The 13220-nt window shown below is 58.3% G+C and carries 13 protein-coding genes; 12 read left to right on the top strand and 1 reads right to left on the bottom strand.

Annotation, left to right across the window (positions count from 1 at the left end):
- Positions 1-14 precede the first annotated feature (14 nt).
- The 9 genes from odhB (at position 15) to HKK53_RS11815 (ending at position 9755) form a co-directional block, all read left to right on the top strand.
- Positions 15-1238, top strand: coding sequence for a 2-oxoglutarate dehydrogenase complex dihydrolipoyllysine-residue succinyltransferase (odhB, locus tag HKK53_RS11855; RefSeq protein ID WP_054049461.1), 1224 nt, complete (start codon positions 15-17; stop codon positions 1236-1238).
- A gap of 98 nt (positions 1239-1336) precedes the next feature.
- On the top strand, positions 1337-2773 hold the full coding sequence (gene lpdA, locus HKK53_RS11850) for a dihydrolipoyl dehydrogenase (protein ID WP_123409099.1): 1437 nt from the start codon (positions 1337-1339) through the stop codon (positions 2771-2773).
- Positions 2774-2972: 199 nt separating this feature from the next.
- Complete coding sequence (sucC, locus tag HKK53_RS11845; protein WP_092271323.1) at positions 2973-4139, top strand: ADP-forming succinate--CoA ligase subunit beta; 1167 nt, start codon at positions 2973-2975, stop codon at positions 4137-4139.
- On the top strand, positions 4139-5020 hold the full coding sequence (sucD, locus tag HKK53_RS11840; RefSeq protein WP_008148605.1) for a succinate--CoA ligase subunit alpha: 882 nt from the start codon (positions 4139-4141) through the stop codon (positions 5018-5020). Before sucC ends, sucD begins: the two co-directional genes overlap by 1 nt.
- Before the next feature lie 420 nt (positions 5021-5440).
- The gene (brnQ, locus tag HKK53_RS11835; protein WP_169370972.1) at positions 5441-6754 is read left to right on the top strand and encodes a branched-chain amino acid transport system II carrier protein; all 1314 of its coding nucleotides are present in this window, start codon (positions 5441-5443) and stop codon (positions 6752-6754) included.
- A gap of 245 nt (positions 6755-6999) precedes the next feature.
- Positions 7000-7737 (top strand): DUF599 domain-containing protein, encoded by a 738-nt coding sequence (locus tag HKK53_RS11830; protein WP_133836535.1) that lies wholly within the window; start codon positions 7000-7002, stop codon positions 7735-7737.
- On the top strand, positions 7737-8138 hold the full coding sequence (locus tag HKK53_RS11825; protein ID WP_169370971.1) for an MAPEG family protein: 402 nt from the start codon (positions 7737-7739) through the stop codon (positions 8136-8138). Before HKK53_RS11830 ends, HKK53_RS11825 begins: the two co-directional genes overlap by 1 nt.
- A 79-nt stretch (positions 8139-8217) precedes the next feature.
- Positions 8218-9090, top strand: a complete 873-nt coding sequence (locus tag HKK53_RS11820) for a hypothetical protein (protein WP_237150775.1) — start codon at positions 8218-8220, stop codon at positions 9088-9090.
- 5 nt (positions 9091-9095) lie between these two features.
- Complete coding sequence (locus HKK53_RS11815) at positions 9096-9755, top strand: hypothetical protein (protein WP_169370970.1); 660 nt, start codon at positions 9096-9098, stop codon at positions 9753-9755.
- 77 nt (positions 9756-9832) lie between these two features.
- Here HKK53_RS11815 and HKK53_RS11810 read toward each other — a convergent pair whose 3' ends face one another.
- Positions 9833-10090, bottom strand: a complete 258-nt coding sequence (locus HKK53_RS11810; RefSeq protein WP_123510564.1) for a hypothetical protein — start codon at positions 10088-10090, stop codon at positions 9833-9835.
- Positions 10091-10247: 157 nt separating this feature from the next.
- On the opposite strand from HKK53_RS11810, the gene HKK53_RS11805 reads away from it, so the two are divergent.
- The 3 genes from HKK53_RS11805 (at position 10248) to htpG (ending at position 13159) form a co-directional block, all read left to right on the top strand.
- Positions 10248-10724 (top strand): PaaI family thioesterase, encoded by a 477-nt coding sequence (locus tag HKK53_RS11805; RefSeq protein ID WP_169370969.1) that lies wholly within the window; start codon positions 10248-10250, stop codon positions 10722-10724.
- Positions 10721-11173: a PaaI family thioesterase gene (locus tag HKK53_RS11800; RefSeq protein ID WP_169370968.1), complete on the top strand. Its 453-nt coding sequence runs from the start codon at positions 10721-10723 to the stop codon at positions 11171-11173. Before HKK53_RS11805 ends, HKK53_RS11800 begins: the two co-directional genes overlap by 4 nt.
- Positions 11174-11254: 81 nt before the next feature.
- The gene (gene htpG / locus HKK53_RS11795) at positions 11255-13159 is read left to right on the top strand and encodes a molecular chaperone HtpG (RefSeq protein ID WP_149656962.1); all 1905 of its coding nucleotides are present in this window, start codon (positions 11255-11257) and stop codon (positions 13157-13159) included.
- Positions 13160-13220 lie beyond the last annotated feature (61 nt).

Raw genomic sequence — 13220 nt, 5'->3', positions numbered from 1 at the left:
AGGACCCACAGATAATGGCTATCGAAATCAAAGCCCCCACTTTCCCGGAATCGGTTGCCGATGGCACCGTTGCCACCTGGCACAAAAAACCAGGCGACGCCGTCAAGCGTGATGACCTGATCGTCGATATCGAAACCGACAAAGTGGTACTGGAAGTATTGGCCACCGCTGACGGCGTGCTGGGCGCTATCGTCAAGAACGAAGGCGACACCGTTCTGTCCGACGAAGTCCTGGGCTCGATCGAAGAGGGTGGCGCTGCTGCTGCCGCTCCGGCTGCTGCCGCTGCTCCGGCCGCTGCACAAGCCGCTGCCCCGGCTGCCGAAGGCGAAGACGATCCTGTTGCTGCACCGGCTGCTCGCAAGCTGGCTGAAGAAAACGGTATCAACATCGCTTCCGTTGCCGGCACTGGCAAAGGCGGTCGTGTGACCAAGGAAGACGTCGTCGCTGCTGTTGCTGCCAAGAAAGCCGCTCCGGCTGCCGCGCCTGCCAAGGCTGCTGCTCCGGCTGCCGCCGCTCCTGTGTTCGCCGCTGGCGACCGCATCGAGAAGCGCGTACCGATGACCCGCGTGCGGGCCACCGTTGCCAAGCGTCTGGTCGAAGCTCAGTCGAACATGGCGATGCTGACCACGTTCAACGAAGTCGACATGACCGAAGTCATGGCCCTGCGTTCGAAGTACAAGGACCTGTTCGAGAAGTCCCACAATGGCGTACGCCTGGGCTTCATGTCGTTCTTCGTCAAAGCAGCTACCGAAGCGCTGAAACGCTTCCCGGCTGTCAACGCGTCGATCGACGGTGCCGACATCGTTTACCACGGCTACGCCGACGTTGGTGTGGCTGTTTCCAGCGACCGCGGCCTGGTTGTACCGGTCCTGCGTAACGCCGAACTGATGAGCCTGGCTGAAATCGAAGGCGGCATCGCTGCTTTCGGCAAGAAGGCGCGTGACGGCAAGCTGTCGATGGACGAAATGACTGGTGGTACGTTCACCATCACCAACGGTGGTACCTTCGGTTCGATGATGTCGACGCCGATCGTCAACCCGCCGCAAGCGGCCATCCTGGGCATGCACAACATTCTGCAGCGTCCTATGGCGATCAACGGTCAGGTCGTTATCCGTCCGATGATGTACCTGGCTCTGTCCTACGATCACCGTCTGATCGATGGCAAAGAAGCTGTGACCTTCCTGGTTACCATCAAGAACCTGCTGGAAGACCCGGCTCGTTTGCTGCTGGATATCTGATAGAAGCAGCTGCAGGTTTCAAGTTTCAGGTTGCAAGCAATTGCAGCCTGGCTTGAGGCTTGCGGCTTCAAGCTTGTTGCCAAAAGAGGATTTTTTGAATGTCGCAGAAATTTGACGTAGTAGTGATCGGTGCGGGCCCTGGCGGCTACGTGGCTGCCATCAAAGCAGCGCAACTGGGTCTCAGCACTGCCTGCATCGAGAAATACACCGACAAGGAAGGCAAACTGGCCCTGGGCGGTACTTGCCTGAACGTCGGCTGCATTCCATCCAAGGCGCTGCTGGACAGCTCCTGGAAATACAAGGAAGCCAAAGAAGGCTTCGCGATCCACGGTATCAATCACGCTGGCGTGACCATGGACGTGGCGGCAATGGTTGGCCGTAAAGCCAACATCGTCAAAGGCCTGACCTCTGGCGTTGCCACCCTGTTCAAGGCCAACGGCGTTACTTCCCTGCAAGGCCACGGCAAACTGCTGGCCGGCAAGAAAGTCGAGCTGACCAAGCCAGACGGCACCGTTGAAATCATCGAAGCCGAGAACGTGATCCTGGCTTCGGGCTCGCGTCCAATCGACATTCCACCGGCTCCGGTTGACCAGAACGTGATCGTCGATTCGACCGGCGCACTGGAATTCGCAGCCGTACCTAAGCGTCTTGGCGTGATCGGCGCTGGCGTGATCGGTCTGGAACTGGGTTCGGTCTGGTCCCGTCTGGGCGCTGAAGTGACTGTTCTGGAAGCCCTGGAGAAGTTCCTGCCAGCAGCTGACGAAGCAGTTTCCAAAGAAGCCTACAAAACCCTGACCAAACAAGGTCTGGACATCAAGCTGGGCGCTCGCGTCACCGGTTCCAAAGTGAACGGCGACGAAGTCGTTGTGAACTACACCGATGCCAATGGCGAACAGAACATCACCTTCGACAAGCTGATCGTTGCCGTTGGTCGCCGTCCGGTGACCACTGAGCTGCTGGCAGCTGACAGCGGTGTGAACATCGACGAACGTGGCTTCGTTTTCGTTGACGACCAGTGCGCTACCAGCGTTCCGGGCGTTTTCGCAATCGGTGACGTGGTTCGCGGCATGATGCTGGCGCACAAGGCGTCCGAAGAAGGCATCATGGTTGTAGAACGTATCAAGGGCCACAAAGCCCAGATCAACTATGACCTGATCCCGTCTGTTATTTATACTCACCCGGAAATCGCGTGGGTCGGTAAAACCGAGCAAACCTTGAAAGCTGAAGGCGTTGAAGTTAACGTCGGCACTTTCCCGTTCGCCGCCAGTGGCCGTGCCATGGCAGCCAACGATACCGGCGGTTTCGTGAAAGTCATTGCTGATGCCAAGACTGACCGCGTACTGGGCGTCCACGTGATTGGCCCGAGCGCTGCAGAACTGGTTCAGCAGGGCGCGATCGGTATGGAGTTCGGCACCAGTGCCGAAGACCTGGGCATGATGGTTTTCTCCCATCCGACCCTGTCCGAAGCCTTGCACGAAGCGGCTCTGGCAGTGAATGGCGGCGCCATTCACATCGCCAACCGCAAGAAGCGTTAAGACAAGACAATAAGAAACCACGGCGGAAGGCCCGTCGTGAGCCTTGCGTGCAAGACTCACCGCGGAATGTCCGCCGGACGCAGCCTTGCGTAGTCTCACCGGTTATCCGGAACACCTACGCAAGCAGCAGTCACAGGTGGTGCGGCACTTCAACAGTGCAGCACCGAATGCGCAGTACCTAACGAAGACGGTAATAAGCATGAATCTTCACGAGTATCAGGGTAAGCAGCTGTTCGCTGAGTACGGCCTGCCAGTATCCCAGGGTTTCGCCGTAGACACCCCGGAAGCAGCAGCAGAAGCGTGCGACAAAATCGGCGGGACCGAATGGGTTGTCAAAGCCCAGGTTCACGCAGGTGGTCGCGGTAAAGCGGGCGGCGTTAAGCTGGTTCGCAGCAGAGAAGACGCCAAAGCATTTGCTCAACAGTGGTTGGGCAAGCGTCTGGTGACTTACCAGACTGATGCCAATGGTCAGCCAGTCACCAAGATCCTGGTTGAATCGTGCACTGATATCGCTAAAGAGCTGTACCTGGGCGCTGTCGTTGACCGTTCGAGCCGTCGCATCGTGTTCATGGCTTCCACCGAAGGTGGCGTGGACATCGAGAAAATCGCTCACGACACTCCAGAAAAAATCCTGAAAGCCACGATCGATCCACTGGTTGGCGCTCAGCCATTCCAGGGTCGCGAGCTGGCATTCCAGCTGGGTCTGGAAGGCAAGCAAGTTGCTCAGTTCGCCAAGATCTTCGTAGGTCTGGCCAAGCTGTTCAAGGATCACGACCTGGCTCTGCTGGAAGTGAACCCGCTGGTGATCAAGGCTGACGGCGATCTGCATTGCCTCGACGCCAAGATCAACATCGACGCCAACGCCATGTACCGTCAGCCTAAGCTGAAGACTTTCCACGATCCGTCGCAAGACGATCCGCGCGAAGCGCACGCTGCCAAGTTCGAACTGAACTACGTAGCACTGGAAGGCAACATCGGTTGCATGGTCAACGGTGCTGGCCTGGCCATGGGTACCATGGACATCGTCAACCTGCATGGCGGCAAACCAGCCAACTTCCTCGACGTGGGCGGCGGTGCTACCAAAGAACGCGTTACCGAAGCGTTCAAGATCATCCTGTCCGACACTAACGTCGCTGCAGTATTGGTCAACATCTTCGGCGGCATCGTTCGTTGCGACATGATTGCCGAAGGCATCATCGGTGCAGTGAAAGAAGTCGGCGTGAAAATCCCGGTTGTTGTTCGCCTTGAAGGTAACAACGCTGAGCTGGGCGCTAAAGTACTGGCAGAAAGCGGTTTGAACATCATCGCTGCTACCAGCCTGACCGACGCTGCTCAACAAGTTGTCAAAGCTGCGGAGGGCAAATAATGAGCGTCCTGATCAATAAAGACACCAAAGTTATCTGCCAGGGTATTACCGGTTCGCAAGGTAGTTTCCACACCCAGCAAGCCATCGAATACGGCACCAAGATGGTTGGTGGCGTTACTCCTGGTAAAGGCGGCACCGAGCACCTGGGTCTGCCAGTGTTCAACACCGTGAAAGATGCTGTAGCTGCCACTGGCGCCACCGCCAGCGTTATCTACGTTCCAGCTCCTTTCTGCAAAGACTCCATCCTGGAAGCAGCGTTCGGCGGCATCAAGCTGATCGTTTGCATCACTGAAGGCATTCCTACCCTGGATATGCTGGATGCCAAGGTCAAGTGCGACGAACTGGGCGTAGTCCTGATCGGTCCTAACTGCCCAGGCGTGATCACTCCAGGCGAATGCAAGATCGGCATCATGCCAGGTCACATTCACTTGCCAGGCAAAGTCGGTATCGTTTCCCGTTCCGGCACCCTGACCTACGAAGCTGTGAAGCAGACTACTGACGCCGGTTTCGGTCAGTCGACTTGCGTCGGCATCGGCGGTGACCCGATCCCGGGTTCGAACTTCATCGACATCCTGAAGCTGTTCCAGGAAGACCCGAAGACCGAAGCGATCGTAATGATCGGCGAGATCGGCGGTTCGGCTGAAGAAGAAGCGGCTGCCTACATCAAGGCACACGTGACCAAGCCGGTTGTTTCCTACATCGCTGGTGTGACTGCCCCTGCAGGCAAGCGCATGGGCCATGCTGGCGCAATCATCTCTGGCGGCAAGGGCACTGCAGACGAGAAGTTTGCTGCCCTGGAAGACGCAGGCGTTAAAACCGTGCGTTCGCTGGCAGACATCGGCAAGGCTTTGTCCGAGCTGACCGGTTGGGCGATCAAATAAGCCTCGCGCTTAGCTGACGCTTCACCAGGCAAAGGCCACCTTCGGGTGGCCTTTGTCGTTTCCGGGTGATCGTTCCCACGCTCCGCGTGGGAATGCCGCCGGGGACGCTCCGCGTTCCGCCTTCGAATGCGACGCAGAGCGTCGCGGGATGCATTCCCACGCAGAGCGTGGGAACAATCTGACCTGAGGTGGAAAATTAGATATGTAAACGCGACACGGAAATGTCGCGTATCGGATAGTTCGCCCTCTAACAGTGCGTTTGTCAGGCAAATTCGTTAGGCTAGCAGCCATTTTTGCGTCCGCCGCCCACAAGGCCGCTACGCGCTAAACGGGTTGGTCCTATACGGATCGACAGCATTTCCCTCACCCATAAGGGAAATCCCTCTCTAAATTCCGATTCAGTAGTGTGGTATTTCCTTAATGAAAGTGTTGAAAGGCCAGGACATCCTGGCACTTGGTTTTATGACGTTTGCCCTGTTTGTCGGGGCTGGCAACATCATCTTCCCGCCTATCGTCGGTTTGCAGTCCGGGCCTAATGTCTGGATGGCGGCGCTGGGTTTCCTGATCACAGCGGTCGGCCTTCCAGTGATCACCGTGGTTGCCCTGGCCAAGGTTGGCGGTGCCATGGATGCCTTGAGCAGCCCGATCGGCAAAGTCGCCGGGGGCATTCTGGCCGCCGCGTGCTACCTGGCGGTCGGCCCGCTGTTCGCCACCCCGCGCACGGCCACCGTATCCTTCGAGGTCGGTCTGGCGCCATTGACCGGCGAGAGCCCGCTAGCGCTGTTTCTCTACAGCTCGGTGTACTTCCTGCTGGTGTTCTTCATCTCGCTGTACCCGGGCCGCCTGCTGGACACCGTAGGGCGTTTCCTCGCGCCGCTGAAGATCATCGCCCTGGCCGTGCTCGGTATTGCCGCGTTCGCCCTGCCGGCCGGTGACATTGGCGTGGCTACGCCGGAATACGTGGCGGCACCGTTCTCCCAGGGTTTCATCAATGGTTACTTGACCATGGATACCCTGGGTGCGCTGGTGTTCGGCATCGTCATCGTCAACGCCATTCGTTCCCGCGGCGTCGAGTCGCCAGCCCTGATCACCCGTTACGCGATCATTGCCGGGATGATTGCCGGCGTGGGCCTGGCGCTGGTGTACGTCAGCCTGTTTCGTCTCGGTTCGGGCAGCCATGAAGTGGCCGCCGGTGCCGCGAATGGCGCGGCGGTCCTGCACGCCTACGTGCAGCACACCTTCGGTTCGCTGGGCAGCGGTTTCCTTGCGGTGTTGATCTCGTTGGCCTGCCTGGTGACCGCGGTCGGCCTGACGTGCGCTTGTGCCGAATACTTCAGCCGGGTGCTGCCACTGTCCTACAAGACATTGGTCATTATCCTGGCGGTGTTCTCGCTGTTCGTGTCCAACCTGGGCCTGACCAAGCTGATCGCGTTCTCGATCCCGGTGCTGACCGCGATCTACCCGCCGTGCATCGCCCTGGTCGCCTTGAGCTTCTGCAAGGACTTCTGGCGTGAACAGGGGCGCATCGTCGGTCCGGTGATGCTGGTGTCGTTCATCTTCGGCCTGATCGACGCGCTCAAGGGCGCGGGCCTGGCGGACTGGATGCCGACGCAGCTGTCGCACCTGCCGCTGAGCGAGCAAGGTCTGGCGTGGCTGGTGCCGTCGGTCATGACCCTCGTGGTTGCGGCCGTGTGCGACCGTATGCTCGGCAAGCGCGCCGAAGCGTTGGCGTAAACCTGATCGCCCGTCACAAGCGGGCAGCAGGTCAAAACAGAAATGCCCCGTATCAATCGATACGGGGCATTTTTTATGGGCGTGAGGCAGTGTCTTTTCCTGCGAACCAGCGTCGAACCACTACCTGTAGTAGCCAGGCTTGCCCGCGAAGGCGTCGTATCAGCCACCGTGATGTCGTCTGACACGACGCCTTCGCGGGCGAGCCTCGCTCCTACACGTTCTGCCAACGTCTTACAGGGAATTGCATGTCGTTCATCCACGCCAACCTGATCCACCTGCTCGCCGCGCTCTGGTTTGTCATCTGTTGGGGCGGCTACACCCGTTATGCGACGTGGAAGGGCCGCGATACCGCGTGCCTGGCCAGCGTATTGCACCTGTACCGCGAAGACTGGATGCGCCGCATGTTGCTGCGCGATAACCGTATCGCCGATGCCAGCGTGATCGGCAACCTGGAGCGTAACGCCTCGTTCTTCGCCTCCAGCACGCTGATTATCCTGGCGGGCATTCTCACCGTGCTCGGCGCCTCCGAAAGGGCAGTGTCGTTGCTGGCGGATATCCCCATGGTGCAGCAGGCGTCCCAGGGCATGTCGGAGATCAAGTTGCTGTGCCTGGCGCTGGTCTTCGTCTATGCGTTCTTCACCTTCAGTTGGTGCATGCGCCAGTACAACTTCGCGGCAATCCTGGTCGGCTCGGCGCCGATGATCGGTGAGCGGCATGTCTCCGAGCAGGAGCGCAAAGCCTTTGCGGCACGGGCGGCGCGGGTGATTTCGATGGCGGCCAACCAGTTCAACTTCGGCCTGCGCTCGTACTATTTCGGCATGACCATGCTGGCGTGGTTCGTCAGCCCCTGGCTGTTCATGTTGATGAGCGCCGGGGTGGTGCTGGTGTTGTATCGCCGGGAGTTTCATTCCGACGTTCTCGACGTGATGGTCTATACCCCTACAGAGGCGCCATTGCCCGAAGCCAACAAAGAGGCCGCTTGATGAGTATTCCGTTCTGGTGTGTGTTTATCAGCGCATTGCTGATCTACGTGGCCCGCATGCCGGTGGCCAAGGCGATGAAAGAGCAGGGCGGTTACAACAATCACCTGCCGCGCCAGCAACAGGCGCAACTCACCGGTTTCGGTGCTCGCGCGGTGGCGGCTCATCAGAACTGTTTTGAGGCGTTCATCTTGTTTGCAGTGGGCGTGCTGATGGCGCACACCACGCAGACGGCGGGGTGGCTGATCGACTCGCTGGCGATCATCTTCGTGATCACGCGCATCCTCTATTTACTGTGTTATTGGGGCGATCTTGCGTGGCAGCGCAGCCTGGTGTGGCTGGTCGGGCTGGTGTGCTCGCTGTTGCTGATGATCAGCCCGACGTTCAGGACCATTTTGCTCTAGCGCGAAAGGCCGGGGCATATTGCGCAGCTGTGTGATGGCGTTGTAACGTCCGGCTTCGGTTTCTCATGGAAGGCAGTTCTTGAACGGATTTCAAACGTGTCAGCCACCACGCCGCCGACGCGGCTGGTGGGTATGGGCCTTGATGGCGGGCAGTGCGTTAGCGCAGGCCTCGCCATCCGCTGTGCCCGTCGAGCCCAAGCCCGAGGCCAGGCGGTTCGGCGATTTCCTGGTTGTCCCGCCGACATCCTCAGAGAGGCTTGGTGGCTACGGACCGCAGCTGTCTATCAGTTTTCGTTCCCGCAAGTACAGGCCCTTCGGTTCCTGGGAAGTCGGGGGTGTGCGGCCGATCAAGGCGTTGAGCGAAGGTCAGCCCATGCTGTTGGCGGTCACCTCGGGCTATAGCGGCGTCGGTACGCTGCTCATTAGCGTACAAAATGGTGTGCCCTTGTCGCGCCTGTTAAGCCCAATCAACGATCTGAAACATCCCGACTGGGGCGTGCCGCAACCAGGGCGTGAGGAGGTTTTGCTGTTTAGGGAGTCCGGCCGTGCGCTGGATACCAATACCGGCGAAGTGCTGTGGTTTGACACCCGCTACAAGGCCAAGGTCTACAGCTCTGGGGGCACACTGATGTCGGTGTCCCCGGACAATCGGCTGGCGGCGTTCCTGAACTTCAAACAAATATTGGTCGGCGGGCGTGAGGATGGCCTTAACGCTGCCTATCAGTTGCCGGCCGATGCCAACGTCGGCGAACTGGCCGACATTCACCATGCCGCTTACGCCCAGGCAGTTCAGGCACACAAGGACGGCCTGCCAGGCATAGATAACAAGCGTCTGGCCCAGGACATGACGATTGCCTGGTTCGCAACGCGCTTCCACTGGCAGGCCAAAAACGGCTCGTGGGAGTTGGTCGGTCGTGGCCTCGGCCCCGCATTACCTCTTTCCGAGCGCTAAGCCTGATGAAAAACTCACTAACGGGTCGTGGCGTCTTGCTGCTGATCGGTATCGCCGTGTCGCTGGGTGGTTGCGTCAGTCAGGGGAGCGGGCACGACAGGGAATTCCTGTCCGAAAACCTGGACGCAAGCCAGGCGTTGCTGACGTTTGATGTCGCCTTTGCATTGGCTCCGGATTACAAGCCGTCCCAAAGTCAGTTTCATGCCGATGACCGAATCACCTACAGCGGCTTCCCTCATATCGAGGTGCCTTATTTCCAGAAGGGCCTGGATGTCGACATGGGGCTGACCGGGCTTCCCTACATGCTGCCGATTCCCTATCCGGTGCCCAAGGTCGATACCGGGCGCAGCGAGTACAAGGTGTTTGGCCAGCGGCTGGACGAGCAGCACTATCGTTTCGTGGTGCCGAGCAAGTCGATGTGGAACAGCGGCCACACCTTTGCGTTGTTGTTTCAGCGTCGTGAACGGCGGGAAACCATCACCTTTCGCTTCAATACGCAGACGTCCTGCGCCTCGTCATTGAAGGTGATAACGCCGGACTACGGTTATCCATTGTCCGTCAGCGCCAAGTTCAAAAACGAGGTGGGCTGTTTGACCGTGTGTGATGGTCGGCCGGGCTATCCGGGTGATTGTGCCTTTCAGCCGCAGCCAACTAGCGGCGGATAAAGTTGCTGTAACGGTAAATTCCAGGCAAAAGAAAACCCGCACTTGGCGGGTTTTCTTTTATCACGCTAAAAACTGTTTTAGTTTTTAGGTGCTTCGGTAGGAGCGGCCGGAGCGGACTCCTGAGTGGCTGCTTTGTTCGATTCAGCCTGAGCTTTGGCAGCTTCGGCGTTTTCTTTCGCAGCGTCGTTCACTTTATCCTGAGCTTTGTTCATGTCTTGCTGAGCTTGCTCAGCATGTTGGTTAGCATCTTGAGCTTTGTCCTCGGATTTTTTATCGCAAGCAGCGAGACCGAGGGAAGCGGTCAACATCAAGGCAATAGCTAAAGTCTTACGCATGGGGTGTTTCTCCTTATGGAAAATATCTACTGGCCTTTCGAGCACAGCCGTCAGCGATAAGTTCCTCATTTCATACAGATATATAAGTTTAAGTGCGATGGAACTTTTACCTGATAGCCAAATGCGTTCACCCGATACTAAGAAGAGTTCTTATCCAATGGCCGAAAACCCCGTTTTTGAGCGTGCGACGCGATTTTTATCGGCACTGCGACATTGTCAGGTGCTCGGTTTACGAGTTCACAGCGCGAGTACGGACGGACTAACGGTCGTCCTGCCCTACAGCGCGCAAATCGTCGGTAACCCGCAAACCGGCGTCATTCACGGTGGTGCTCTGACGTCGCTGATGGACACCGCTTTAGGCATGTCGACCCTGTGCGTGTTACCGGAATTCGAAGTCTGCCCGACCCTCGACCTGCGCATCGACTACATGCACGCCGCCGAGCCGCACAAGGATGTCTACGGTTTCGCCCAATGCTACCGGGTGACCACCGATGTGATCTTCGCCCGGGGCTTTGCGTATCAGGACGACCCTGAGCAGCCCATCGCTCACGTGGTCGGCACATTCATGCGCATGGGCAAGGGCATCAAGGGCACCAAAGGTTTTGGTGGCGCCATCGCCGGAGCTGCGAAATGACTGACTCGTTCAAGGAACAACTGCAACAGGCCCACGCGCAAGGCGACTACGCCTCGCTGCTGCACCTGATTCCCTATGCCAAATTGATCGGCATCGAATGTTCCCGGGTCGGCGATGAGCTGCTGTTTCGCCTGCCGGCCAACAAGGACAACATCGGTAACCCTTTATTGCCGGCGATCCACGGCGGTGTAATTGCCGGTTTCATGGAGCTTTCGGCGGCGCTGCACCTGCTGATTTTCACTGGCTCGCCGGGTGTGCCGAAGATCATCGACTTCTCCCTCGACTATCTGCGTGCCGGGCAATTTCGCGATACCTGGGCACACTGTCAGGTGTGTCGGCAGGGGCGGCGGGTGGCCAACGTGGCGGTGACAGCCTGGCAAAGCACCGAAGCCGAGCCGATTGCCACCGCCCGAGGCCATTTCAAAATCGAAGAGCCCTTGAAATCCTGAACTCAGCCCCAAACTCTGATGACAACCCGCCGTCGACCCTGAAGGTCACGGCCACTGCCATCTGATTGGAGTTTGATGACCATGAGTGTGGAAACTCAAAAGGAAACCCTGGGCTTCCAGACCGAGGTGAAGCAACTGCTGCACCTCATGATCCATTCGCTGTATTCCAACAAGGAAATTTTCCTTCGCGAGTTGATCTCGAACGCCTCTGACGCTGTCGACAAATTACGTTTCGAAGCCCTGTCCAAGCCTGAGTTGCTGGAAGGTGGCGCCGAACTGAAAATCCGTGTGAGCTTCGACAAGGACGCGAAAACCGTCACCCTCGAAGACAACGGTATCGGCATGAGCCGCGAAGACGCGATCACCCATTTGGGGACGATCGCCAAGTCCGGCACGGCCGATTTCATGAAGCACCTGTCCGGCGATCAGAAGAAAGATTCGCACCTGATCGGTCAGTTCGGTGTGGGTTTCTACTCGGCATTCATCGTTGCCGATAAAGTTGACGTGTTCAGCCGTCGCGCCGGTGCTGCCGCTTCCGAAGGCGTGCATTGGTCGTCCAAAGGCGAGGGTGACTTCGAAGTTGCCACCGTTGAGAAAGCCGAGCGCGGCACCCGTATCGTTCTGCACCTAAAGTCCGGTGAAGACGAGTTCGCTGATGGCTGGCGCCTGCGCAACATCATCAAGAAGTACTCCGACCACATCGCTCTGCCGATCGAGTTGCCGAAAGAAGTGGCCGCCGTTGAAGGCGAAGAGGCTCCGGCCGTTGAATGGGAAACCGTCAACCGCGCCAGCGCCCTGTGGACCCGTCCTCGCACCGAGATCAAGGACGAGGAATACCAGGAGTTCTACAAGCACATCGCTCACGATTTCGAAAACCCGCTGAGCTGGAGCCACAACAAGGTCGAAGGCAAGCTGGAGTACAGCTCGCTGCTCTATGTGCCGACCCGTGCTCCGTTCGACCTGTACCAGCGTGAAGCGCCGAAAGGCCTGAAGCTGTACGTGCAGCGCGTGTTCGTGATGGATCAGGCTGAGTCGTTCCTGCCGCTGTACCTGCGCTTCATCAAAGGTGTGGTCGATTCCAACGATCTGTCGCTGAACGTGTCGCGGGAAATCCTGCAGAAAGACCCGATCATCGATTCGATGAAGTCGGCGCTGACCAAGCGCGTTCTGGACATGCTGGAAAAACTGGCGAAGAACGAGCCTGAGCAATACAAGGGCTTCTGGAAAAACTTCGGCCAGGTCATGAAAGAAGGCCCGGCTGAAGATTTCGCCAACAAAGAGAAAATCGCTGGCCTGCTGCGTTTCGCTTCCACTCAGGGCGAAGAAGGCGAGCAAGTGGTCGGTCTGGCTGACTACCTGGCCCGCGCCAAGGAAGGTCAGGACAAGATCTACTACCTGACCGGCGAAACCTACGCCCAAGTCAAAAACAGCCCGCACCTGGAAGTCTTCCGCAAGAAAGGCATCGAAGTGCTGCTGCTGACCGACCGTATCGACGAGTGGCTGATGAGCTACCTCAGCGACTTCGACGGCAAGAGCTTTGTCGACGTGGCGCGCGGTGACCTGGACCTGGGCAACCTGGACTCGGAAGAGGACAAGAAAGCCGCGGAAGAGGTCGCCAAGTCCAAAGAAGGTCTGGTTGAGCGTCTGAAAACCGCACTGGGCGATTCCGTCGCCGAAGTCCGGGTTTCCCATCGCCTGACCGATTCCCCGGCGATCCTCGCGATCGGCGAGCAGGACCTGGGCATGCAGATGCGTCAGATCCTCGAAGCCAGCGGGCAGAAGGTTCCGGATTCGAAGCCGATCTTCGAATTCAACCCGGCTCACCCGCTGATCGAGAAACTCGACGCCGAACAGAGCGACGAGCGTTTCGGCGACCTGTCGCACATCCTGTTCGATCAGGCGGCCCTGGCGGCTGGCGACAGCTTGAAAGACCCGGCAGCCTACGTGCGCCGTCTCAACAAGCTGTTGGTTGAACTGTCGGTTTAACTGCGTTGTACAAAAACCCGCTTCGGCGGGTTTTTTTATTCTTGCGTCTTGGGAGTTTGAG

The organism is Pseudomonas sp. ADAK7, assembly GCF_012935675.1.
GTDB lineage: Bacteria > Pseudomonadota > Gammaproteobacteria > Pseudomonadales > Pseudomonadaceae > Aquipseudomonas.
This window is presented reverse-complemented; position numbering and strand designations above follow the sequence as displayed.